This is a genomic window from uncultured Chitinibacter sp. (assembly GCF_945957625.1).
GTDB lineage: Bacteria > Pseudomonadota > Gammaproteobacteria > Burkholderiales > Chitinibacteraceae > Chitinibacter > Chitinibacter tainanensis.
In genome coordinates, this window is sequence record NZ_CAMFLP010000006.1 from 77677 (window position 1) to 102378 (window position 24702).

The 24702-nt window shown below is 52.3% G+C and carries 26 protein-coding genes; 5 read left to right on the plus strand and 21 right to left on the minus strand.

Going from position 1 to position 24702, the window contains the following annotated elements; genetic code table 11:
- Nucleotides 1–19 precede the first annotated feature (19 nt).
- The 15 genes from QV747_RS09010 to tpiA all read right to left on the minus strand — a co-directional run bounded on the left by QV747_RS09010 (nt 20) and on the right by tpiA (nt 14276).
- On the minus strand, nt 20–1534 hold the full coding sequence (locus QV747_RS09010) for an NADH-quinone oxidoreductase subunit M (protein WP_028449162.1): 1515 nt from the start codon (nt 1532–1534) through the stop codon (nt 20–22).
- A gap of 49 nt (nt 1535–1583) precedes the next feature.
- Nucleotides 1584–3620 carry an NADH-quinone oxidoreductase subunit L gene (gene nuoL, locus QV747_RS09015; RefSeq protein WP_273430981.1) on the minus strand — a complete coding sequence of 679 codons (2037 nt, stop codon included), beginning with the start codon at nt 3618–3620 and terminating at the stop codon, nt 1584–1586.
- Between the two features lie 31 nt (nt 3621–3651).
- A complete protein-coding gene (gene nuoK / locus QV747_RS09020; RefSeq protein WP_028449160.1) occupies nt 3652–3957 on the minus strand; it encodes an NADH-quinone oxidoreductase subunit NuoK in 306 nt (101 codons plus the stop codon).
- Nucleotides 3958–3969: 12 nt separating this feature from the next.
- Nucleotides 3970–4611, minus strand: coding sequence for an NADH-quinone oxidoreductase subunit J (locus QV747_RS09025; protein ID WP_028449159.1), 642 nt, complete (start codon nt 4609–4611; stop codon nt 3970–3972).
- Between the two features lie 12 nt (nt 4612–4623).
- Nucleotides 4624–5115 (minus strand): NADH-quinone oxidoreductase subunit NuoI, encoded by a 492-nt coding sequence (nuoI, locus tag QV747_RS09030; protein ID WP_273430984.1) that lies wholly within the window; start codon nt 5113–5115, stop codon nt 4624–4626.
- A 24-nt stretch (nt 5116–5139) separates the two neighbouring features.
- The gene (gene nuoH / locus QV747_RS09035; protein ID WP_028449157.1) at nt 5140–6189 is read right to left on the minus strand and encodes an NADH-quinone oxidoreductase subunit NuoH; all 1050 of its coding nucleotides are present in this window, start codon (nt 6187–6189) and stop codon (nt 5140–5142) included.
- 12 nt (nt 6190–6201) lie between these two features.
- Nucleotides 6202–8511, minus strand: a complete 2310-nt coding sequence (gene nuoG, locus QV747_RS09040; protein WP_273430987.1) for an NADH-quinone oxidoreductase subunit NuoG — start codon at nt 8509–8511, stop codon at nt 6202–6204.
- A gap of 53 nt (nt 8512–8564) precedes the next feature.
- Nucleotides 8565–9851, minus strand: a complete 1287-nt coding sequence (nuoF, locus tag QV747_RS09045) for an NADH-quinone oxidoreductase subunit NuoF (RefSeq protein ID WP_028449155.1) — start codon at nt 9849–9851, stop codon at nt 8565–8567.
- Nucleotides 9851–10339 (minus strand): NADH-quinone oxidoreductase subunit NuoE, encoded by a 489-nt coding sequence (gene nuoE / locus QV747_RS09050; protein ID WP_273430990.1) that lies wholly within the window; start codon nt 10337–10339, stop codon nt 9851–9853. The genes nuoF and nuoE overlap by 1 nt, the downstream gene beginning before the upstream one ends.
- Nucleotides 10339–11595: an NADH-quinone oxidoreductase subunit D gene (locus tag QV747_RS09055; protein WP_028449153.1), complete on the minus strand. Its 1257-nt coding sequence runs from the start codon at nt 11593–11595 to the stop codon at nt 10339–10341. Before QV747_RS09055 ends, nuoE begins: the two co-directional genes overlap by 1 nt.
- Nucleotides 11585–12184 carry an NADH-quinone oxidoreductase subunit C gene (locus QV747_RS09060; RefSeq protein WP_273430992.1) on the minus strand — a complete coding sequence of 200 codons (600 nt, stop codon included), beginning with the start codon at nt 12182–12184 and terminating at the stop codon, nt 11585–11587. Before QV747_RS09060 ends, QV747_RS09055 begins: the two co-directional genes overlap by 11 nt.
- Before the next feature lie 7 nt (nt 12185–12191).
- Nucleotides 12192–12668, minus strand: coding sequence for an NADH-quinone oxidoreductase subunit B family protein (locus QV747_RS09065; protein ID WP_028449151.1), 477 nt, complete (start codon nt 12666–12668; stop codon nt 12192–12194).
- Between the two features lie 4 nt (nt 12669–12672).
- The gene (ndhC, locus tag QV747_RS09070; RefSeq protein ID WP_028449150.1) at nt 12673–13041 is read right to left on the minus strand and encodes an NADH-quinone oxidoreductase subunit A; all 369 of its coding nucleotides are present in this window, start codon (nt 13039–13041) and stop codon (nt 12673–12675) included.
- Between the two features lie 150 nt (nt 13042–13191).
- The gene (gene secG / locus QV747_RS09075) at nt 13192–13530 is read right to left on the minus strand and encodes a preprotein translocase subunit SecG (protein WP_028449149.1); all 339 of its coding nucleotides are present in this window, start codon (nt 13528–13530) and stop codon (nt 13192–13194) included.
- 35 nt (nt 13531–13565) lie between these two features.
- Nucleotides 13566–14276, minus strand: coding sequence for a triose-phosphate isomerase (gene tpiA / locus QV747_RS09080; RefSeq protein ID WP_028449148.1), 711 nt, complete (start codon nt 14274–14276; stop codon nt 13566–13568).
- A gap of 181 nt (nt 14277–14457) precedes the next feature.
- Between tpiA and pstS the strand changes: the two genes are divergently transcribed.
- The 4 genes from pstS (at nt 14458) to pstB (ending at nt 18202) form a co-directional block, all read left to right on the plus strand.
- Nucleotides 14458–15495, plus strand: a complete 1038-nt coding sequence (gene pstS / locus QV747_RS09085) for a phosphate ABC transporter substrate-binding protein PstS (RefSeq protein ID WP_028449147.1) — start codon at nt 14458–14460, stop codon at nt 15493–15495.
- Between the two features lie 115 nt (nt 15496–15610).
- Nucleotides 15611–16567, plus strand: coding sequence for a phosphate ABC transporter permease subunit PstC (pstC, locus tag QV747_RS09090; protein WP_028449146.1), 957 nt, complete (start codon nt 15611–15613; stop codon nt 16565–16567).
- A gap of 9 nt (nt 16568–16576) precedes the next feature.
- Nucleotides 16577–17413 (plus strand): phosphate ABC transporter permease PstA, encoded by an 837-nt coding sequence (gene pstA, locus QV747_RS09095; RefSeq protein ID WP_081986553.1) that lies wholly within the window; start codon nt 16577–16579, stop codon nt 17411–17413.
- Nucleotides 17414–17434: 21 nt separating this feature from the next.
- Entirely contained in the window at nt 17435–18202 is a 768-nt protein-coding gene (gene pstB / locus QV747_RS09100) for a phosphate ABC transporter ATP-binding protein PstB (RefSeq protein WP_028449145.1), read from the plus strand.
- A 151-nt stretch (nt 18203–18353) separates the two neighbouring features.
- Here pstB and glmM read toward each other — a convergent pair whose 3' ends face one another.
- From glmM to rlmE, 4 genes are all read right to left on the minus strand, one after another.
- The gene (gene glmM, locus QV747_RS09105) at nt 18354–19724 is read right to left on the minus strand and encodes a phosphoglucosamine mutase (RefSeq protein ID WP_273430998.1); all 1371 of its coding nucleotides are present in this window, start codon (nt 19722–19724) and stop codon (nt 18354–18356) included.
- Nucleotides 19725–19759: 35 nt separating this feature from the next.
- Nucleotides 19760–20581: a dihydropteroate synthase gene (gene folP / locus QV747_RS09110; RefSeq protein WP_273431000.1), complete on the minus strand. Its 822-nt coding sequence runs from the start codon at nt 20579–20581 to the stop codon at nt 19760–19762.
- Nucleotides 20582–20640: 59 nt separating this feature from the next.
- Nucleotides 20641–22551, minus strand: a complete 1911-nt coding sequence (ftsH, locus tag QV747_RS09115; protein WP_273431002.1) for an ATP-dependent zinc metalloprotease FtsH — start codon at nt 22549–22551, stop codon at nt 20641–20643.
- A gap of 66 nt (nt 22552–22617) precedes the next feature.
- The gene (gene rlmE / locus QV747_RS09120; protein ID WP_028449141.1) at nt 22618–23238 is read right to left on the minus strand and encodes a 23S rRNA (uridine(2552)-2'-O)-methyltransferase RlmE; all 621 of its coding nucleotides are present in this window, start codon (nt 23236–23238) and stop codon (nt 22618–22620) included.
- 45 nt (nt 23239–23283) lie between these two features.
- Between rlmE and yhbY the strand changes: the two genes are divergently transcribed.
- Entirely contained in the window at nt 23284–23604 is a 321-nt protein-coding gene (yhbY, locus tag QV747_RS09125) for a ribosome assembly RNA-binding protein YhbY (RefSeq protein ID WP_028449140.1), read from the plus strand.
- Nucleotides 23605–23658: 54 nt separating this feature from the next.
- Here the strand turns inward: yhbY and QV747_RS09130 are convergent, their stop codons facing one another.
- Nucleotides 23659–24087 carry a DUF4149 domain-containing protein gene (locus tag QV747_RS09130; protein ID WP_028449139.1) on the minus strand — a complete coding sequence of 143 codons (429 nt, stop codon included), beginning with the start codon at nt 24085–24087 and terminating at the stop codon, nt 23659–23661.
- 65 nt (nt 24088–24152) lie between these two features.
- On the minus strand, nt 24153–24635 hold the full coding sequence (greA, locus tag QV747_RS09135; RefSeq protein WP_028449138.1) for a transcription elongation factor GreA: 483 nt from the start codon (nt 24633–24635) through the stop codon (nt 24153–24155).
- Between the last annotated feature and the right edge of the window lie 67 nt (nt 24636–24702).

The window sequence follows — 24702 nt, forward strand, 5'->3', positions numbered from 1 at the left end:
CTACTTGTAGTATTCAAATTTATGGAAGTTGTGGCAATTTCGATTGCGATACATGCCAAATCAGATCATTCACTGATTGGTGCATCACATCGGTAAATGGTTTTGGATAAAGACCCATCCCCAACACCGCAACCGCCAGAATGGCCAGGACAAGGAATTCACGGGCATTCACATCTTTAAGCTCAGCCACGTTTTCATTCGCTACGTCACCAAAAATCACGCGCTTGTACATCCACAAGGTGTAAGCCGCACCGAAGATCAGCGTAGTGGCAGCAGCAACGGCGTACCAGAAATTCACCTGCACTGCGCCCAGCACCACCATGAATTCGCCCGCAAAACCAGAAGTGGCTGGCAAACCTGAGTTCGCCATGGCGAACAACATCATGAAGGCGGCAAAGATTGGCATTTTGTTCGCCACACCGCCGTAATCTGCGATCTTGCGGCTATGTACACGGTCGTACATCACCCCAATACAGAAGAACATCGCGGCAGAAACAAAGCCGTGAGAGATCATCTGCACCAAGGCACCTTCAACCGCCCAAGCATTCAGCTCTTTACCTGCCACGCCACCGAACATAAAGAAGCCCAGTGTGACAAAGCCCATATGTGAGATCGACGAATAAGCCACCAGCTTTTTCATATCGGTTTGCACCAAGGCCACCATGCCGATATACACCACAGCCACGAGCGACAGCGCGACAAACACCCATGCGTATTCACGCGAAGCATCGGGTGCGATCGGCAAAGCAAACCGCAGGAAACCATAGGCACCGAGTTTCAGCGTAATTGCCGCCAGCACCATCGAACCACCAGTCGGTGCTTCAACGTGGGCATCAGGCAACCAGGTATGCACTGGCCACATCGGTACTTTCACCGCAAAAGCGAAGAAGAAAGCCACCAGCAACAAGGTTTGGGCCGCCATAGTCAGTGGCAGACGGTGGTAGCTGGCAATATCGAAACTACCTCCGCTCTGGTAGTACAGATAGATGAACGCAACCAGCGTCAGCAAGGAACCAAGCAGTGTATACAGGAAGAACTTCACCGATGCATACACGCGGCGCGGACCACCCCAAACACCGATGATCAGATACATCGGGATCAGCATCGCTTCGAAGAAGACGTAGAAAAGGATGGCATCCAGCGCAGCAAACGCACCGTTAATCAGACCCGACATAATCAGGAATGCAGCCATGTATTGCGCCACACGCTTTTCAATGACTTGCCAGCCAGCCAATACCACCATCAGGGTGGTAAAGCTGTTCAGGATGACAAAGAACATCGACAGACCATCGACACCCAGATGGTAATTGATGTTTAAAGCTTCGATCCAAGGCTTCAGTTCTTCGAACTGCATGCCGCCATGGTATGAATCAAACCCTGTGTACAACGGAATGGTCACAAGGAAAGAGGCCAAAGCGCCGATCAGCGCCAGCCAGCGCGCAACAGGCGCATTTTTGTCGCCACCCGTTGCGAGCACGACCAAGCCTGCCACCACTGGCAGCCAGATCGCGAGGCTGAGGAGATTACCCGTCATAGTTAACCTACTTGTAATGAATTAAATCCGGCAATCAGTGAACCACTGATCACTGCACTTGCAGTACACCACCCAACCAGATCGTCAGCAGCAACAAGGCGCCGAGAATCATGGCAAATGCGTAGTGATAGATGTAGCCGCTTTGCAGGCGACGTGTCAGGCTGGCAAACAGGCCTACCAACTTGGCAGTACCATTCACGACCAGACCATCAATCAGCAGGGTATCACCCACTTTCCACAACAAGGTACCCAACGCACGGCCACCCGCCGCAAAGACGTTGATGTACAGGTGATCCATGTAGTACTTCTCTTCCATCAGTTTCTTAATACCGATTGAAGTGAAGAAGCGATCAAATGCTGCAGGAATCGCCGGATTAACCATGTAGAAGACGTAAGCTGCAACTACACCACCCAGCGCCAGCCAGAACGGCAGCGTCATGAATGAATGCAGACCCATATGCACCCAGTCATGGGCGTGTTCAGCAACCACTTCCATTGCGCCATGCGCTTCATGATTCACGAAGATCACATTTTTGAAGAAATCACCTGCCAGCATCGGTCCGATGGCATAGGCACCGATCAGCAGCGATGGAATCGCCAGCAGAGCCAGTGGCAGTGTAACTACCCATGGTGATTCATGCGGTTTGTCGTTCGGACCCAGCCCGTGGTGGTGGTCATGATCATCATGGCCATGCGCATGGTGGTCGTCTTTCTTTTGCATCCACTGCTCTTTGCCGTGGAAGACCAAGAAATACATGCGGAACGAGTAGAATGCGGTCACAAACACACCGGCAATCACGGCGAAGTACGCAAAACCAGCGCCTGGCAGCTTAGAAGCTTCTACCGCCAGAATAATCGAGTCTTTCGAGTAGAAACCCGACAGGAAAGGCGTACCGATCAAGGCCAACGAACCGATCAGCGAAGTAATCCAAGTAATTGGCATGTACTTACGCAAGCCACCCATATTGCGGATGTCCTGATCGTGGTGCATACCCATGATGACCGACCCCGCCGCAAGGAACAGCAATGCTTTAAAGAATGCATGGGTCATCAGGTGGAACACCGCAACTGAGTAGGCCGAGGCACCCAGTGCAACCGTCATGTAGCCCAGCTGTGAAAGGGTTGAGTACGCCACCACGCGTTTGATGTCGTTCTGGATAATCCCCAAGAAACCCATAAACAGTGCAGTAATTGCACCAATCACCAAGACGAAGTTCAGCGCTGTTTCCGACAGCTCAAACATTGGCGACATGCGCGATACCATGAAGATACCCGCCGTTACCATCGTTGCCGCGTGAATCAGGGCTGAAATTGGCGTTGGGCCTTCCATCGAATCTGGCAGCCATACATGCAGCGGGAACTGTGCTGATTTTCCCATGGCACCGATGAACAGCAAGATACAAGTCACAGTCATCAAAGACCATGAAGTACCAGGAATGATGCTGATGGTGGCATTTTGCAGCTCTGGCAATTTTGCAAATACTTCGGCGTAATCCAGAGTACCAAAGTGCGCCAGTACCAAGCCGATACCCAACAGGAAACCGAAGTCACCCACCCGATTGACCAAGAAGGCTTTCAGGTTGGCAAAAGTCGCCGTAGGACGCTTGAACCAGAAACCAATCAGCAGATAAGACACCAGACCCACAGCTTCCCAGCCAAAGAACAACTGCACGAAGTTGTTACTCATGACCAGCATCAGCATTGAGAAGGTAAACAGCGAAATATAACTAAAGAAGCGCTGATAACCAGGATCTTCATGCATATAGCCAATGGTATAGATATGGACCATCAGCGATACGAAGGTCACCACGCACATCATCATGGCAGTGAGGTTATCAACGAGGAAACCTACGTTCAGGTTAACCCCGTTTACGGTCAGCCAGGTATAAACCGTACCGTTAAATGGCGCACCGCCATTCAACAGATAGTTCAACACGTAGGCGGATAGGCCAAAGGCAGTTGCAACGCCCGCGATGGTGACACAGTGTGCTGCCCGGCGGCCAATCACCCAGCCTAACAGGCCGGAGATCAGCGCACCAGCCAGCGGTGCCAGCGGGATTAGCAGATAAATCGATTTCATGTCCATTGGTATTATTGTCCGATTAATGTTGTCCGGTTTAACCCTTCAGACTATCCAGATCTTCAACGTTGATCGACCGCAGATTACGGAACAGAACAACCAAGATCGCGAGGCCAATTGCCGATTCGGCAGCCGCCACCGTCAGGATAAAGAAGACGAAAATCTGACCCGCGGTGTCGCCCAAATACTGCGAGAACGCGATGAAATTCATATTGACCGACAGCAGCATCAACTCGATGGCCATCAACAATACAATCAGGTTTTTGCGGTTCATGAAGATACCAAACACGCTCACAGCGAACATGATGGCACCCAGCACCAGAAAATGAGTTAGCGATAACATAATCTCGTCCCCTTAAGCCGCGGGCTTGTCGTCAGCTGCCGCATCATCAGCAACGATGCGTGGCTCAGACTGCATTTTGACAATACGGACGCGATCTTCACGCTTCACTTTGATCTGATCACCAGGATTCAGATATTTAGTGTTTTTGCGCTTACGCAGCGTCAAGGCAATCGCTGCCACCATACCCACCAGCAGCAATACTGCAGCCAACTGGAATGGCAGGAAGTATTGGGTGTAAATCAATTTACCTAGCACTTCGGCTGAAGCCGTGTTGAATGAAGGCTCCACGATCCGAGCTGCATCGATCTTGGCATAACGGTGCGTTAGGATCAGCACCATCTCAACCAACATGATCCCAGCCACGGTGCCGGCCACCGGTAAGAATTTCCAGAAACTCTTACGCAGCGCCTCGAAGTTGATATCCAACATCATCACCACAAACAGGAACAACACCATCACCGCGCCGACATAAATAACAATGAGCGACACAGCAAGGAACTCAGCCTTCATCAGCATCCACAGCACCGCGCTGTTAAAGAATGAAAGCACCAGATACAACACAGCGTGCACCGGGTTTTTGGCTGTAATCACACGGAATGCGGCAAACACCAGCACCACGGCGAATACATAGAAAATCGCTAAACTCAAATCCATGGTTCGCAATCCTTAGCGGTACTTCGCATCAGCAGCTTTACGCTTGGCAATTTCTTCCTCATACCGATCACCAACTGCCAACAACATCGGCTTGGTGTAGTAGAGATCGCCGCGCTTCTCGCCGTGATACTCGTAAATGTGAGTTTCTACAATGGCATCAACCGGACAGGCTTCTTCACAGAAACCGCAGAAGATACATTTAGTCAGATCGATATCGTAGCGAGTCGTACGACGGGTTTTGTCGTCTGGGCGCGCCTCAGATTCGATGGTGATGGCCATTGCCGGACATACCGCTTCACACAATTTGCAGGCAATGCAACGCTCTTCGCCATTGGCGTAGCGGCGCTGAGCATGCAAACCACGAAAGCGTGGGCTGTACGGGGTTTTTTCGTCCGGGAACTGGACGGTAATCTTCCGCTGGAAAAAGTGACGGCCCGTCAACATCAGGCCCTTCACCAGCTCTACCAGCAGGAAGGTTTTAAAGAAATGAGTCATTTTCTCCATGATCCTCTGTCCTCTGCGTTCCGATTACCAGATCGACCATGGTGTCTGCATCCAAGCAGCAACCACAATGATCCATACCAAGGTCACAGGGATGAAAATTTTCCAACCCAAACGCATCAACTGGTCATACCGGTAGCGCGGGAAAGTAGCCCGGAACCACAGGAAGCAGAACAGCAAGAAAGCAACCTTCAACACCCACCACAATGGGCTCGCTGCACCCAGCACTGGCCATGAAGCAGGGAATGGTGACAGCCAACCACCCAAGAACATGATCGATGCCATCGCAGAAATCAGAATCATGTTGGCGTATTCGGCCAAGAAAAACAGCGCGAAGCTCATGCCCGAGTATTCCACCATGTGACCGGCGACGATCTCTGACTCACCTTCGGTCACGTCAAATGGCGCACGGTTGGTTTCAGCTACACCAGCGATGAAATACACAATGAACAGTGGCAGCAGTGGGATCAGATTCCACGACAGAATCGAGCCACCACCGATACCGGCCCCCTGCTGAGCGACGATTTGAGTCAGGTTCAAACTACCTGAAACCATAATCACACCCACCAAGGCGAAACCCATGGCCAACTCATAAGAGATCACCTGCGCAGCAGCACGCATCCCCCCCAAGAAGGCATATTTTGAGTTTGAAGCCCAACCGGCAAGAATGACGCCATAGACACCCATTGAGGTAATGGCCATCACGTAGAGCAAACCGACGTTCACATCAGCCAATACATACCCGGGGTAAAAGGGTACAACCGCCCACGCTGCTAGCGCGGGGATCAATACCATCACCGGAGCCATGAAAAAGAGTTTCTTATCGGCCGCACTTGGCGCGATGATCTCTTTTAGCAGCAGCTTCACGCCGTCAGCAATCGGCTGCAGCAAACCAAACGGACCGACCCGATTCGGGCCGATACGGATCTGCATGTAGCCGATCACTTTGCGCTCAGCCAAGGTCAGGTAGGCTACCGCCCCCATGATTGGCGCCACAATCAAGACAATCTTGAGTAACGTCCAAATCAGGAAAGCGATGTTTGGATCAAGGTGAAGCGAGTTTTGTAGAAATTCCATCATCACGCTCCCTTAAGCCTTAGCCACGCTGATCGCGCCAACCAGATCGCCCAGATTGCGGGTCAACGGTGTAGCCGCAGCTACGCGCACCACGTCATCCAGCAAGCCAGCATCGATCGCCACAGACAATTCAGCTTCGCCAGCAGCCTGGCTCACTTTCGCCATACCACCAGTCACCAAGCCCAGTTTGCTGGCCGTAGCCGCATTAACACGCAAGGTTTGGGCAAGGCTTGCATCCGCAGATGCTTGCAAGCTTGGCGCACGACGCACAATGCTGTCGGTACCATATACCGGCACTTCACCCAAGCGGACCAAGCCAGTAGCAGCTTGTGCTTTGACCGCCACTGGGGTTACCAGTGTATTGCTCAGGCGACTGGTAATATCACCGGCCAGCGCTTCATCGCGAATTTCTTCTGAGGAGTTGTAGTCAAAGCCACTAAAGCCCAGCACATTACCCAGCACGCGGAATACTTTCCAAGCCGGACGGGTTTCACCGAGTGGGCGAACTACGCCATTAAAGCTCTGTGCCTTACCTTCCATGTTTACGAAAGTACCTGAGGTCTCAGTAAACGGTGACACTGGCAGCATGACATCAGCGTACTCCAGCGCACAGCTCTGGAATGGGCTCAGCACCACAACCATTTCGGCTTGTTGAGCGGCAGCCAGTGCTTGCGCGCCATTGTGTGCGTCAAACTCTGGCTCAACACCGAGGAAGACATAGGCTTTTTTCGGCGTAGCAAACACATTGCCACCCACATCAGCACCAATCAACTCAGCACCAACCGAGTTGGCAGCAATCGCTGGCACAGCCAGTTTGGCGCCAGTGAGCGTCGCCAGAACTTCAGCCGCAGCATAAACTTCAGCAAAACGAGCTGAATTTTGCGCCAGATTACCAAGCAGCACTGTGGCTTTGGCTTTACCAATCAGCGTTTGCGCAATTGCAGCGGCTTCAGCAGAGACAACCACGCCACTCAGATCAACATGCGTAGGCACGGTAGCATTTTGTTGCTCAGCGACTGCTTTTACGACTTGCAGCAGGCCTTCCACAAGCTGATCTGGACGAACTAGCAGCTCCGCAGCCACTTTTGTCAGCAGATCATCGCGATGCGGATTAACAGCCGACAGCAGCAGTCCTTTTTTCACGCTTTGACGCAGGCGCTGTGCCAGCAGTGGCTGCTCTTTACGCAGAGTTGAGCCAACCAAGAGAATCGCTTCATTTTGAGCCAACTCTTCAATGCTTTGGCCTAACCATTTAGCACCTTGCGTACGAGCCGCAAAGTCTGCCTGACGTGCAAATGCTTGCACTTGTTCTACACCCAGGCCAGCCATCAATTTGCGCAGCGCAAACAATTCTTCAACCGTTGAGTTTGGTGAAGCAACTACTGCAACGCTGTCTTTGCCGTGTTCAGCAACGATTTGCTTGAGACCGTTGGCAACGTACTCCAATGCAGTTTGCCAATCGGCTTGCTGCCATACCCCGCCCTGCTTCAGCATTGGCGCAGTTAAACGTTCGGCGCTATTCAGCGCTTCGTATGAGAAACGATCACGATCAGACAACCAGCACTCGTTGATCGCTTCATTTTCCAGTGGCAACACGCGCATTACTTTGTGATTTTTAACTTGAACGATCAAGTTAGAACCAAGGCCATCGTGCGCACCAACCGATTTACGACGAGACAGCTCCCACGTACGTGCGCTGTAACGGAAAGGCTTGCTCGTCAAAGCACCAACCGGACACAGATCAATCACGTTACCCGAGATTTCTGAATTTACAGTTTTGCCAATAAACGGCATAACTTCAGTAAATTCACCACGGTTTGCCATGCCCAGCTCTTGGAAGCCAGCAATCTCTTCAGTAAAGCGAACACAGCGGCTGCAATGAATACAGCGCGTCATGTCGGTTGAGATCAGCGGGCCCAGATCTTTATTAGCGACTACGCGTTTTTCTTCTGCGTAATCAGAGCTTGATTGGCCATAGCCTACGGCCAGATCTTGCAATTGGCACTCACCACCTTGGTCGCAAATTGGGCAATCCAATGGGTGGTTGATCAGCAGAAACTCCATCACGCCTTTCTGAGCGGTAACCGCCTGATCAGAATGGGTAAAGACTTTCATGCCGTCAGTAACAGGTGTGGCACAGGCCGGGAGCGGCTTAGGTGCTTTTTCAACCTGAACCAGACACATACGGCAGTTTGCGGCAATGGACAGTTTTTTGTGATAGCAAAAGTGAGGGATATGCACACCAATAGAATTGGCAGCGTCCATCACGGTGCTTCCACCAGGGACTGTCAGCTTTTTACCGTCGATTTCGATTTCCAGCATGCTCGACTCGATTCAAAGGCAATAATTCAAAAGAAAATCCGGATCTTGATCACTTACAGCGGCTTAGCTGTTTGTGCGTCTTTGATCAGATCTTCGAATTCATGGCGGAAGTGCTTCAACATGCCACGGACGGGGAATACCGCTGCATCACCCAGCGCACAAATGGTGCGCCCGGCGATGTTGTCCCCTACGCGTGACAGCAAATCCAGATCTTCAGGGCGACCTTCACCCTTCGCAATCCGGTGCACAACGCGATACAGCCAACCAGTGCCTTCACGGCATGGTGTACATTGGCCGCATGACTCTTCGTGATAGAAGTACGACAGACGCTCCAGCGCACTAACCATGCTCACGGTTTCATCCATCACGATCACGGCACCTGAACCGAGCATTGAGCCGGCTTTGGCGATCGAATCGTAATCCATCGTACATTGCATCATGATATCGGCTGGCAATACTGGCGCAGACGAACCACCGGGGATCACCGCTTTCAGTTTTTTGCCATCACGCATCCCACCACACATTTCCAACAAATCGGCAAATGGTGTACCCAGCGGAATTTCATAGTTGCCAGGGCGGTTTACATGGCCTGAAACAGAAAACAGCTTGGTCCCGCCATTATTTGGCTTGCCCAACTCTAGGAATTTCTGACCGCCTTCACGTACGATATATGGCACCGAAGCAAATGTCTCGGTGTTATTAATCGTGGTAGGTTTGCCATACAAACCAAATGATGCTGGGAATGGTGGCTTAAAGCGTGGTTGGCCTTTTTTACCTTCCAGTGATTCCAACAGCGCAGTTTCTTCGCCGCAGATGTAGGCGCCATAGCCATGGTGGGCATGCAGTTGGAAGCTAAAATCCGAACCGAGGATATTGTCACCCAAGAAGCCGGCAGCACGGGCTTCTTCAAGCGCTTCTTCGAATCGTTGATAAGCCTCAAAGACTTCACCGTGGATGTAGTTATATCCTACGGTAATACCCATCGCATAACCGCCGATGATCATGCCTTCGATCAAGGCGTGCGGGTTGTACACGATGATATCTAGGTCTTTAAAAGTACCTGGTTCGCCTTCGTCGGTATTACAGACCAGATATTTCTGACCTGGAAAACTACGCGGCATGAAAGACCATTTCAGGCCTGTCGGGAAGCCTGCACCACCGCGGCCGCGCAAGCTTGAGGTCTTCATTTCGGCAATGATGTCATCTTGCGAGATTTTCTCGTTGATGATTTTTTTCAGCGCCGCATAACCGCCGCGTTTTACATACTCTTCGAGTCGCCAGCAATCGGGATTATCAAAATCCACATCGCCAAATACGACACCTTTTACATAGACGGTCATTATTCAAGCTCCGCCAGTTTTTTATCAATTGCTTCTGGCGTCATGTGGTTACACATGCTGTGATTGTTCACCAGCATTACTGGTGCATAACCACAGGCGCCCATGCATTCGCCTTCTTTCAGCGTGAATTTGCCATCTGCAGTTGTTTCATTGAAACCGATACCCAGTTTCTGCTTCAGATAGTCGGCAGCGGTGTAACCGCCCGACAGAGCACAGGGCAAATTGGTACAAACGGTCAGTTTGTATTTACCAACTGGTTTCATGTCATACATGTTGTAGAAGGTTGCTACTTCATACGCTGCCATCGGCGCGATATTCAAATACAGTGCAACCGCTTCAATCAACTCGTTGGTCAGAAAGCGTTTTTCTGTTTGCGCGATACGCAAAGCACCCATCACTGCCGAACGAGATTGTTCGGCCGGATATTTGGCCACTTCGCGATCAATTTGCTGAATCGACTCAGCAGACAGAAGATTGGTTAGTGACATTAGCGGTCAATCTCCCCAAATACGATATCTTGTGTACCGATAATGGCCACCACGTCGGAAATCATATGACCACGAGCCATTTCATCCAGCGCAGACAAGTGCACATAGCCGGGAGCACGAATCTTCAGGCGATATGGCTTATTGGCACCATCCGACACCAGATAAATACCAAATTCACCCTTCGGATGCTCTACTGCGGCATAGGCCTCACCTTCTGGAACATGCATCCCTTCGGTGAACAGCTTAAAGTGGTGAATCAGCTCTTCCATATTGGCTTTCATCGCTTCACGCGATGGTGGCGCTACTTTATGGTTATCAGTAATGACTGGGCCTGGGTTGGCCCGAAGCCATGCGATACACTGCTTGATAATCCGGTTTGATTGGCGCATTTCTTCAATACGCACCAGATACCGGTCATAACAGTCGCCGGTTTTACCGACAGGAATATCAAAGTCCAGCTGATCGTATACTTCATACGGCTGGGTTTTACGCAGATCCCACTCGACACCAGAACCACGCAACATCGCACCACTAAAGCCCAAAGCTTTCGCACGATCAGCATCAACCACACCGATACCTACGGTACGCTGTTTCCAGATCCGGTTATCGGTTAGCAGGGTTTCGTATTCATCAACATACGTCGGGAAACGATTGGTGAAGTCTTCCAAGAAGTCGAGCATACTACCCTGACGGTTCTTGTTCAGCTCTTCAATCGCTTTGGCATTACGCACTTTCGAAGCCTGATATTGCGGCATTTCATCTGGCAGATCGCGGTAAACGCCACCAGGACGATAATAGGCAGCGTGCATCCGAGCACCAGAAACTGCTTCATAGCAGTCCATCAGATCTTCGCGCTCACGGAAAGCGTACAGGAAGATCGTCATCGCACCACAGTCCAGACCGTGCGCGCCCACCCACATCAGGTGATTCAAAATCCGGGTAATTTCATCGAACATCACTCGGATGTACTGTGCACGTAGCGGAACTTCGAGACCCAGCAGCTTTTCAATGGCCATGCAGTAAGCATGCTCATTGGACATCATCGACACATAGTCGAGACGATCCATATAAGGCAGCGACTGGATAAAGGTTTTGCTTTCGGCCAGTTTTTCAGTTGCACGATGCAACAGGCCAATATGCGGGTCAGCACGCTCAACAACCTCACCATCCAGCTCCAACACCAGACGCAACACGCCGTGTGCCGCTGGGTGCTGAGGACCAAAGTTCAGCGTGTAATTACGGATTTCAGCAGCCACCGTAGTTCTCCTCACGGATGATACGCGGGGTAATTTCGCGCGGCTCAATCGTCACTGGCTGATAAACAACTCGCGCCTGCTCAGGGTCATAACGCATTTCTACATAACCAGACACCGGGAAATCTTTGCGGAATGGATGACCCACAAAGCCATAGTCGGTCAGGATACGGCGTAGATCTGGATGCCCTTGGAAGACAATACCAAACAGGTCAAAAGCTTCACGCTCAAACCAGTTGATTGCCGGCCAAACATCAACCACCGAGTTAATCAGCGGGAATGAATCATCCGCACAGAATACGCGCACACGCAGACGCACATTGTGCGTGAAAGACAGCAGATGATAGACCACGGCAAAGCGCAAGCCTGTCCAAGCACCTTTTTGGTAATCGCTGTAATCCATACCACAGGCATCTACCAACTGCTCAAAGCGCAGCTCAGGATGATCACGTAAGGTGAGCGCAACTTCTGCCCAATGCGCAGCAGGGACTTCCAGAGTAACTTCGTTCAATGCCTGCTTCAGGCTTTGAATTTTGTCTTCACCCAGAATGGTCGTCAGTGCGGTTTGTAAAACTTCAAGTTTATTGGCCATGACCACCTCACGAACGCGCAATGGAGTTGGTACGCTTGATCTTGTTTTGCAACTGGATCAAACCGTACAACAGCGCTTCAGCCGTCGGAGGACAGCCCGGCACATAGATATCGATCGGTACAATGCGGTCACAGCCGCGCACCACCGAATATGAGTAATGGTAGTAACCACCGCCATTCGCACAGGAGCCCATCGAGATCGCCCAACGCGGCTCAGGCATCTGATCGTAAACCTTGCGCAATGCAGGCGCCATCTTGTTACAGAGGGTACCCGCCACAATCATCAAATCTGATTGGCGTGGAGAGGGACGAAACACCATCCCAAAGCGGTCCAGATCATAACGGGCAGCACCCGCATGCATCATTTCAACCGCACAACAGGCCAGACCGAATGTCATTGGCCACAATGAACCTGTGCGCGTCCAGTTGATGACAGCATCAACGGTCGTCGTCACAAATCCTTTTTCGAGACTTTGAGCTTCCATTATTTTACTCCCACTCCAGCGCACCCTTCATCCATTCGTAGACGAAGCCGACCACCAGAATGGCCAGGAAGATCATCATGGAAACAAAGCCGAACATTCCCAGCTCTTTCAGCACCACGGCCCAAGGAACTAAAAACGCAACTTCCAAATCGAACAGAATGAAAAGAATTGCCACCAAGTAGTAGCGCACATCGAACTGCATACGCGCATCTTCGAATGCTTCGAAACCACATTCGTAAGGTGATAATTTTGCCGAGTCTGGCCGAACCGTTCCCAAGACCTTACCGACCCCAGCACCCAGCAGCAGCGGGGCAACCCCGACCAGCAAACCGACTACCAAGAACAGCAGGATGGGGAAGTAGTCTTGCAGCATGAAAATCCCCAGTTCAGAAGTAATACAAAAAGACAGAATAGCAGTTATTAATACTGCTTTTTTTATAAATAACTAAACCACCTTGGCGGTGGCTTAGCTATATTCACTGCCGCAGCTTCAGCGCGCTGCGTTCCAACCGGCCAATACCGATTAGTCAGGAATCTTTTGCGAAGCGGGTGCAGAAGCTGGCGCAGAGGCGGCAGCAGCTGGCGCCGCACCTGACATTACGCCCAGATCATTTTTGGCTGACTTAGGCGCAGTCAGCAGCACCAGACCCATGCAGGTCACAAAAAAGCATGCGGCGGCCACCGCAGTAGAACGGCTCAAAAAGTTCGCCGAACCTGCCGCGCCAAACACGCTACCCGCAGAACCAGAACCGAACGCAGCGCCCATATCGGCGCCCTTGCCGTGCTGCAACAGCACCAAAACGATTACCGCCAACGCTGAAATCACGTTAACGATCAAAACCAAACTCGTAATAAAATTCATTTTTTCCATTCCCTTGGCGGCGTGAATTGTACCAATCAGCGTGCAGCTTGGCAAATTGCCAGGAACTCAAACGCCGAAAGTGCTGCACCACCCACCAACACTCCGTCAACATGGTTAAACCCTAATATTTCAGCAGCATTATTTGACTTCACGCTACCGCCATACAAGACCTTCACTCGGCTATCGAGCTGGGATTTAATCAGCTGGTGCATCGGTGAGATCTGCTCGCCCGAGGCCACCACCCCACTCCCCACTGCCCACGATGGCTCGTACGCCACCGCAAACAAGCCAATCGGCAAGCCACGCACCACTTCAAGCTGCGCTGCCACCACTTTCTCAGCCATACCTTGCCGGCGCTCTTCCGCCGACTCGCCCACGCAATACACACCAAACAAACCAGCATCAAGCGCAGAGCGCAGCTTCACGCCAGCCTGCTCGGTTGTTTCGCCAAACAAGCGGCGGCGTTCAGAATGACCCACAATCACCATTTCGCAACCCACGTCGGCCAGCATGCCAGACGACACCTCACCGGTATATGGCCCAATGTGGTACTGGCTAACGTCTTGAGCGCCACACTGCACCCGGGTATGTTGCAAGATCTGCTTGGCCAGCATGATGTAAGGGGCAGGCACACACACCCCAACATTTGGCCCTAACCCCGCCTGCGCCACGTCACCGAGCACAGTCTTGATCTGACCAATACTGCCATGCAGTTTCCAATTCCCAATGACCATTTGCTGGGCCATGGTTTACTCCCGAAACCTGATGATGGGGCATGGTAACAACCCCCCCCTACCCCGTCAAACCGAGAATTCCCCTAGCTTCGACGCCCACTGAAATATTTGTAATATTTTGGAAACATTGACCGACTAAGATGCGACCCATCGAATCAACTGATACCTCTTTCCGCTCTGGAGATTAATTAGCATGACTTTAGCTCGTAAACTGATCGTTAGTGCTGGCCTGCTCGCTGGTTTGTTCACCCACGCAATCGCTGGCGACATCACCGGTGCCGGCGCGACCTTCCCATATCCGCTGTATGCCAAATGGGCTGAGCAATACAAAGCTAAAACTGGTGTTGGCCTGAACTACCAATCCATCGGCTCTGGCGGTGGTATCAAACAAATTCAAGCCAAAACCGTCGATTTTGGTGCATCTGACATGCCACTGAAACCAGAAGAGCTGGAAAAAGCCGGTCTGCTGCAGTTCCCAACCGTGGTGGGCGGTGTTGTACCGGTCATCAACGTACCAGGCATCAAACCAGGCCAAGTTAAGCTGAGCAGCCAAGTTCTGGCCGACATCTACTTGGGTAAAATCAAAAAATGGAATGACCCAGCTCTGACTGCGCTGAACCCAGGCGTGGCGCTGCCAGACCAAAACATCACTGTTGTACGCCGTTCTGATGGTTCAGGTACTACCTTCCTGTTTACCGACTATCTGAGCAAAGTATCGCCAGAGTGGAAAGAAAAAGTGGGTGCTAACACTGCCGTTCAGTGGGCGACTGGTGTGGGCGGCAAAGGTAACGAGGGTGTTGCCAACTACGTACAACGTATCAAAGGCTCAATCGGCTACGTTGAGTTTGCTTATGCTAAACAAAACAAACTGATTCACACCCAACTGCAAAACAGCACTGGCACTTATGTAGAGCCATCTGAAGACAACTTCAAAGCAGCGGCAGCTGGCGCGGATTGGAAAGCAGCTCCAGGCATGTTCTTGGTTCTGACTAACGCTCCAGGCAAAACTTCATGGCCAATCGCTGGCGCGACCTTCATCCTGATGCACAAAAATCAGGCTGATGGCAAACAAGCTGCTGAAGTGCTGAAATTCTTTGACTGGGCCTACGCTAACGGCGACCAAACCGCGCTGGATCTGGATTACATCCCAATGCCAGACAATGTTGTGAACATGATCAAAGCCAACTGGACCGCACAAATCTCTGCCGGCGGCGCCAAAGTTTGGAAATAAGCCTCTGCGCCGATTGCCAAACGTGATCTAGACGTTACAATCGCGCAATTCCAACACACCCAATAGGCCCACCACCTATTGGGTGTTTATCTGTGGTCTGCAGTGGAGAAATTTGATGTCTGACCAAGCCAAGCGAATGAAAATGCAGCGTCTGCAAGATGCGCTTTTTGTTGGCAGCACCCGTTTTTTTGCATTTCTAGTTTTGGCCACCCTCAGCGGCATCATTATTTCGCTGATTTACGGTGCCATGCCCAGCATTAAGGCTTTCGGCCTGAGCTTTATCACTTCGACCGAATGGAACCCAGTTACCGAGCAATTCGGCGCCTGGCCTTCGATCCGCGGCACCTTGCTGTCTTCGTTTATTGCGCTTTTGATCGCCGTACCACTGTCATTTGGGATTGCCCTCTTCCTGACCGAGCTGGCGCCTGTGTGGCTGCGCCGCCCACTCGGGATTGCAATCGAATTGCTGGCCGGTGTGCCATCGATCATTTACGGGATGTGGGGTCTGTTTATTTTTGCCCCGCTGTTTGCCGACCACGTGCAACCTTGGCTGACCGAAACCACCGCCAACTGGCCACTGATTGGTGAGCTGTTTGCCGGCCCTCCGATGGGTATCGGCATGTTTACCGCCGCACTGATTCTGGCCATCATGATTATTCCGTTCATTTCATCGGTAATGCGCGATGTATTTGAGGTGGTGCCCCCCATGCTGAAAGAGTCGGCCTATGGTTTGGGCTCTACCACTTGGGAAGTCGTTTGGAATGTCGTTGTTCCCTACACCAAAAACGGGATCGTCGGTGGTGTGATGCTGGGCCTGGGCCGCGCCTTGGGTGAAACCATGGCTGTGACTTTCGTAATTGGTAACGCGCAGCAAGTGATGCCTTCCTTGTTTGACCCGGCCACCACCATTTCAGCCACATTGGCGAATGAATTTACCGAAGCCCATGGTGAGCTTTATACCGCCTCACTGATCGAATTGGGTCTGCTGCTGTTTGTGATCACCTTCATCGTACTGGTGCTCTCGAAATTGCTGCTGCTGCGTCTGCAACGTAGTGAAGGCGCACATTCCTAAGGAATCATCATGAATTTATATACTCGCCGTCGTTTGATTAATTACATCAGTCTGGGCATTTCCTTATTTGCGATGTGCTTTGGCTTGTTCTGGCTGTTCTGGATTCTGCATACGCTGTTTAGCAATGGCTTGCCCGGCATCAATATGGCGCTATTCACCCAAACGACCCCAGCCCCTGGTAGCGCCGGTGGTTTGGCCAATGCCATTTTGGGTAGCTTGCAAATGTCACTGGTTGGTGTGCTGATCGGTACGCCGATTGGCATCATGGCTGGTACCTATCTGGCTGAATTCGGTGATCGTGGTTGGTTGGCCCCGGCAACGCGGTTTATTAACGATATTTTGCTGGCCGCACCTTCCATCGTAATTGGTCTGTTTGTGTTCCAGATTTATGTGGCACAAGTTGAGCACTTCTCCGGCTGGGCTGGCGGTATTGCGCTGTCGCTGCTGGTGATCCCAGTGGTGTTGCGTACCACCGAAAACATGCTGCGCCTGGTGCCTTCAGCCATGCGCGAAGCGGCTTATGCCTTGGGCGCCCCGCAATGGAAGATGGTGCTGTTTGTGACCTTGCGTGCCGCCAAGGCGGGTGTTGCCACTGGTATCTTGCTGGCGGTTGCGCGGATTCTCGGTGAAACGGCCCCACTGCTGTTCACCGCCCTGAATAACCAGTTCTTCTCAAACATGAATCAGCCAATGGCCAACTTGCCAGTGGTGATCTTCCAGTTTGCGATGAGCCCATATGAAGATTGGCATACCCTGGCTTGGGCTGGTGCGCTGCTGATTGGCTTGTTTGTACTGGGTCTGAATGTGATTGCGCGCGTGATGCTGCGTGAGCCGAAACAACATTAATATTGAGATTGGATTGAAATCATGAGCAAGCCAAATAACGCAAAACTCGCCGTTAAAAACCTGAACTTTTACTACGGCAATTTCCACGCCCTGAAGAACATCAACCTCGATATTCTGGAAGGCAAAGTCACCGCCTTCATCGGCCCATCAGGCTGCGGTAAATCAACGCTGCTGCGCACCTTTAACCGCATGTACGATCTGTATCCAAAACTGCGGGCCGAGGGCGAGATCATCCTGAACGGCGATAATATCCTGCGCTCAGGCATTGACTTGAACATGCTGCGCGCCAAAGTCGGCATGGTATTCCAAAAGCCAACACCATTCCCGATGTCGATCTATGACAACGTGGCCTTCGGTGTGAAGCTGTATGAATCGCTGTCAAAAGCCGAGATGGATGACCGTGTAGAGTGGGCCCTGTCGAAAGCGGCACTGTGGAATGAAGTAAAAGACAAACTTAAACAATCAGGTCTGGGTTTGTCTGGCGGTCAGCAACAACGTTTGTGTATCGCTCGCGCCGTGGCCGTGAAACCTGAAGTATTGCTGCTGGACGAGCCGACGTCTGCCCTTGACCCGATCTCAACTGCAAGCGTAGAAGAGCTGGTGCACGAGCTGAAAAAGGACTACACCATCGCCATCGTGACCCACAATATGCAACAGGCGGCACGGGTGTCTGACTACACCGCTTATATGTATTTGGGTGAAATGGTGGAAATGGGTCCAACCGATACCATCTTTACCGCACCAAGCAAAAAAGCCACCGAAGACTACATCACCGGTAAATTCGGCTAAGCAGCTGCTGGCGATATCGCCCCAACAAAAAGGACTGCCGCGGCAGTCCTTTTTATTTGTGAGTTCAATTCAAGCGCTGAAGCCAATTGATACTCACCCCATGCATATGGCCAAATTGATTAATAAATAATCACTTCAGCCATATACCCCATCAAGCATCCGATTGTTCAGCCTCGGCAGTAACCACAGCGGCAATCTTATCCGCCCATTCCCGCGCTTGCACCGCGTCGGTGTGCTCGACCATCACCCGCACCATGGGCTCGGTACCAGACGGACGCAGCAATACACGCCCTTCGGTGCCCATAGCTGCTTCCGCTTCCTGCACCTTGGCCGCAATCGCCTCCGAACCATGGCAATCAAAGCCTTTGGCAATGCGTACGTTTTTGAGCACTTGCTTTGAGAGTCGCAAGTCTTTGCAGAAACCCGCCAGCGTTTGGCCAGATTCTTTAAGTGCCTCCAGCACTTGCAGTGCGGATACGATGCCATCACCGGTAGTATGCTTATCCAGACACAAGAGGTGGCCTGAGCCTTCGCCGCCTACCAACCAGCCTTGTGCATCCAGCTGCTCCAGCACATAGCGATCACCTACTTTGGCGCGCACAAAACCAATGCCACGTTGTTTCAGGGCATTTTCCACGCCAAGGTTGGTCATCAGCGTACCCACTACCCCACTACCCAGCGTGCCTTTTTGTTGGCGATGCAGGGCCAGCACATACAAGAGCTGGTCACCATCCACAATCGTGCCGTCGCGATCAACCATGATCAGGCGGTCGCCGTCACCATCCAAGGCCACACCAAAGTGCGCGCCCTCTGATAGCACCTTAAGGCGTAGCGCCTCCGGATGCGTGGCGCCAACTTCTTCGTTGATGTTAAAGCCATTCGGCTGCGCACCCATGCTCACGACTTCAGCGCCCAGCTCGTGAAAAACGTGCGGAGCGATGTGATAGGTAGCACCATTCGCACAATCCACCACCAGCTTCATACCACGTAAATCCAGTTCATTCGAAAACGTCGATTTACAAAATTCGATGTAGCGGCCAGCCGCATCGTTAATCCGCCATGAGCGGCCAATTTGCTTCGAGGCTACGCAGGTCTGCGGCTCATCGATAGCCGCTTCAATCGCCAGCTCAACCGCATCCGGCAATTTTTTACCGCTAGCCCCAAAAAACTTGATCCCGTTATCGTGGTAGGGATTGTGCGAAGCAGAAATCACCACCCCAGCCGACAGGCGCAATGCGCGGGTCAGATAAGCAATCCCCGGAGTCGGCAGCGGCCCCGTTAGATGGCAATCGACTCCGGCAGCATTAAAGCCGGCCTGCAGTGCGGCTTCCAGCATATAGCCCGAGATGCGGGTGTCTTTACCGATCAGCACGCCAGGGTGATCATTGCGCCCCTGTTTCGCGCTTTCAGCCACCAAGACCCGCCCGGCGGCATAACCTAGACGCATCGCAAAATCGGGGGTGATTGGCGCTTCGCCCACCAAACCACGCACACCATCGGTACCAAAATACTTACGTGCCATTACTCTATCCTTCGTGATTTAATTTTTAATCGGGCTTATTTTAACCCTTGCCAAATCTTTAACGCATCCACTGTTTCACTTACATCGTGCACACGAATTATTTTGGCGCCTTGCTGTGCAGCGAGCACCGCGGCCACCACGCTGGGCACCATGCGCTCGGCAACCTCCCGCCCCGTTAGCTCGCCTAGCATTCGCTTGCGAGACACGCCAATTAGCAGCGGATAAGGCCATTGCTGCCAGTTGCGTATCGCACGAAAGAGTGACTGATTATGGGCCAGCGTTTTGCCAAAGCCAAAGCCAGGGTCGAGCACAATCCGCGCGGCGGATACGCCGCTTTGCACCACGACTGCGGCACGCGCCAGTAGATAATCGACCACTTCAGTGACGACATCGTGATAGTGCGGCTCGCTCTGCATGGTTTGTGGTTGGCCCTGTTTATGCATCAAACACACTCCGGCCTGACTACGCTGTAACGCAGCAATGGCGCCGGGCGCTTCAAGCCCCGCAATGTCGTTAATAATGTCGGCGCCAGCGGCCAAGGCGGCTTGCATCACTTCGGTTTTGCAGGTGTCGATCGAAATGGGCACCTGATATTGCTGAGCAAGCGCCAAGATCGGCAAGACCCGCTCAAGCTCCTGCTGCAAGGAAACAGGTGTCGCCCCCGGGCGCGTGGATTCGCCGCCAATGTCGATGATATCGGCGCCCGCAGCTAACATTGCCTCGATGCGCGCTTTAGCCGCATCAAGGCCCACATAGCGACCACCATCGGAAAATGAATCCGGGGTCACATTCAATATCCCCATGACCAAAGGGCGCTCTAGCGACAAGCTAAACCGGCCGCACTGCCAAATTTGCATGCTGTTATCGTCCAAAGAAAAAGGCGGCTCACGCCGCCTTGATGTTTGAGTGTAATTGCTTACGCTTCAGCCGCTGGTGCGTGAGGCACTTCGGCCCCGCCACTTGGCGTTTCTTCGCTACTCAACGTTTTGCGCGGTGGCGGCAGATCTTTCGGTGGGCGCGGTGGGCGGCCAGCCATAATATCCAGAATCTGTTCGCGATCAATGGTTTCCCAATCCATTAGCGCCGTGGTCATCGCTTCCACCTTGTCACGGTTCTCGTCAAGGATTTTTACCGCTAGCGCATACTGCTCATCGATAATGCGGCGAATTTCGGCATCCACTTGCTGCATGGTGGCTTCAGACACATTTTTGTGCGTGGTTACCGAACGACCAAGGAACACCTCACCATCGTTCTCGCCGTAGACCATCGGCCCCAGCTTCTCGGTCATCCCGTAGCGGGTCACCATGTCACGCGCCATGCGTGTGGCCCGCTCGAAGTCATTCGATGCGCCGGTCGAGATGCGGTGCACGAAGAGATCTTCCGCTACACGGCCACCAAACAGAATGGCAAGCTCGTTCAGCATCTGATCTTTGTACATCGAGAATTTGTCACGTTCAGGCAGCTGCCAGGTCAAACCCAGCGCACGACCACGCGGCATGATGGTAACTTTGTGAACCGGATCAGTGCCTTCCAGCATTTCTGCCACTACAGCGTGTCCAGACTCATGGTAAGCGGTAGCACGACGCTCTTCTTCGGTCATGACCATGCTACGGCGCTCAGGGCCCATGTAGATTTTGTCTTTGGCAGATTCAAAGTCGGCCATATCGACCAAGCGCTTGTTACGGCGCGCGGCAAACAGTGCTGCTTCGTTCACCAGATTGGCCAAGTCAGCACCGGACATACCCGGAGTCCCACGCGCTAAAACGGAAGCATCAACGTCATTGGCAATTGGCACTTTGCGCATGTGCACGCCCAGAATCTGCTCACGACCACGAATATCGGGCAGTGAAACCACCACCTGGCGATCGAAGCGGCCCGGACGCATCAAAGCAGGGTCCAGCACATCAGGGCGGTTGGTGGCTGCAATTACGATAATGCCGGAATTGCCTTCAAAACCGTCCATTTCGACCAGCATTTGGTTCAAGGTTTGTTCGCGCTCATCGTTACCACCGCCAAGCCCAGCTCCACGCTGGCGCCCCACGGCATCGATCTCGTCGATAAAGATAATGCACGGTGCGTTTTTCTTGGCGTTTTCGAACATATCCCGTACCCGGGCAGCACCAACGCCGACAAACATCTCGACGAAGTCCGAACCGGAAATCGAGAAGAATGGCACTTTCGCTTCACCAGCAATGGCTTTAGCAAGCAGGGTTTTACCCGTACCTGGTGAGCCCACCATCAGGATACCGCGTGGCATGCGGCCACCGAGGCTCTGATATTTGCTTGGGTCACGCAGATAGTCAACGATCTCGGCGACTTCTTCTTTGGCTTCATCGCAACCGGCAACATCCGCGAAAGTCACCGCGTTATTGCTTTCATCTAGCATCTTGGCTTTGGATTTACCAAAACTAAAGGCGCCGCCTTTACCACCACCTTGCATCTGGCGCATGAAGAAAATCCACACCCCGATCAGCAGCAGCATCGGGAACCAGTTGACGAAGATGCTCATCAGCAAGCTTGGCTCTTCTTCTGGCTTAGCCGCGAATTTCACATTGTGTTTGATGAGGGTATCGACCATGCGGAAATCGAATGGCGCCAGAGTGGCATAATTGCTGCCATCGGTTTTCTTCCCGCGAATCCATTGCCCACGCAGCGGGCTGCCTTCAATCTCAGCCGTGGCGATGCGCCCCTGCTCCACATCCGCCATAAATTGCGAATACGGCACCTGGGTCGAGGTATCTTGATGTTTGGAGAACTGGTTGAACACCGTCATCAAAATGATGCCGACGACCAGCCAAATTGCGACATTCTTGCCGAGATTGTTCACGGCCTTACTCCTGTGTTTCCCAACATTGGGAATGACAAAACTATTTTACTCGCTTCAACCGCAGCGTTAAGCCTTTTTTTGCTTACCCAGCAGATAGACTTCGGGGCTACGATCACGCGAGGCTTTTGGTTTTCGTGTCACAACGGCAGAAAAAGTTTCCCGCATTTCCGCCATATATTCTTGAAAACCACTGCCCTGGAAGACTTTGACCAGAAAATGTCCGCCAGGTTTAAGTTGTTCACGGGCAAATTCGAGGGCCAGCTCGCACAGATACATACTGCGCGCCTGATCGGTTACGGCATTACCACTCATATTGGGGGCCATATCGCAGATTACAAGGTCTACCTGCCGACCATCCAATAAGGCATTAAAACGATCAAGGACTTCCTGCTCGCGAAAATCGCCCTGCACAAACTCCACATCGCGGATGGGATCCATTTCTAAGATATCCAAGGCAAAAACCCGGCCATTGCCGCCGACCTTTTTCTTGGCCACCTGACACCAGCTGCCAGGTGCAGCGCCCAAGTCAGCCACCCACAAGCCGGGCTTGAGGAGTTTGTCTTTTTCGTCGATTTCCAGCAGTTTGTAGGCTGCGCGAGCCCGATAGCCTTCTTTTTTTGCCATCTGGACATACTGGTCGTTCACATGCTCGTGCAGCCAAGCACTACTGGAATTGATACCTGCCATCGGTTAAACTGTCCTGTTAGTCAAGAATTCAAGGATTTAATCAATATGTTAGAACTTACCCCGGATCAATGCCGTCATTTGCGCAGCTTGGCGCATCACCTTAATCCGGTGGTGATGATTGGGAACAATGGTCTCACTGATGCGGTGATGCGGGAAATAGCCGTTAATCTGGACGCACACGAGTTGATCAAAGTTCGCGTACTGGGCGACGATCGCGAAGCACGCAAGCAGTATATGGAACAAATTTGCGCCGATCTGGGCGCGGCACCGGTACAACTCTTGGGTAAACTGCTGTTGATCTACCGCCCAAGCAATACCGACAAACCAAAAATCCTGCTGCCTAAAGCCAAAAAGAAAGCCGCTTAATTGCGTTTGGCTGAATACAAAGAGGGCGCCCAAGGCGCCCTTTTGTTTTGCGCTTTATTCTTTCCAGATATAGATCAGGCCCAACACGCTTTGCAGCAGATAAATCAGGCTGGAAATCGTGTGCCATTGGGCTAAGCCGCCCCCAAACATGCCTTCGGCGGCGTTACTCACCGCAGGTTTGATTTCGGCAATCAGCGGAAAAATCGCAAACTGATTGATCAGCGTGCACAGCAGCATACCGATAATCAGCCAGAGCTTTTGCCCTTTAAAGGCCCGGGCGCCATCCATCCAGATCCACCAGATCAGCAAAAACAGCCCGGCCACAATGCCGATCCAGCCGATGGCATGAAACAATTTGCCGGCTACCATGCCAGCCACAGCTTTATCCAGGCTACTGAATAAAGCCGGCGCCACCACGATGCCGATGATCCACATGCCGCCAATCCACACAGTGGTCAGCAGGTTCTTCAACCCATTACCCATACGATGTATCAGCGTACAGCCAATGCTTGATAAGGCTTAGCAGGCTATACCCAGCCTCTTAATAATTAGATGTATTGAACAGCCAGCACTTCATATTCACGAATGCCGCCCGGTGCCTGTACCTCGGCCACATCGCCTTCGTATTTGCCGATCAGGGCGCGGGCAATGGGGCTCGACACCGAAATTTTGCCTTCTTTGATGTCGGCTTCGTCATCACCAACGATCTGGTAGGTAACTTCGCTTTCGTTATCCAAGTCTTGCAGCACCACGGTGGCCGCAAACACAATCCGGCCCTCAGCCGAATCGGCCATGCTCTTCGGATCGATAATCTGGCTGTTGGCGAGCTTGCCTTCCAGCTCGGCAATGCGGCCTTCCACAAAGCCCTGCTTTTCTTTGGCGGCGTCATATTCGGCATTTTCCGACAAATCGCCGTGGCTACGGGCCTCGGCAATCGCCGCAATCACGGCTGGACGCTCGACGCTTTTCAGATGCGCCAGTTCTGCCTTCAGTTTTTCCGCCCCCACGACGGTCAATGGCACTTTATTCATGTCTGCTCTCCACCCGGTCGCCCCACTGCGGCCGGTTGTAAAAATAACAGCCGCCAGCTCGAATGAG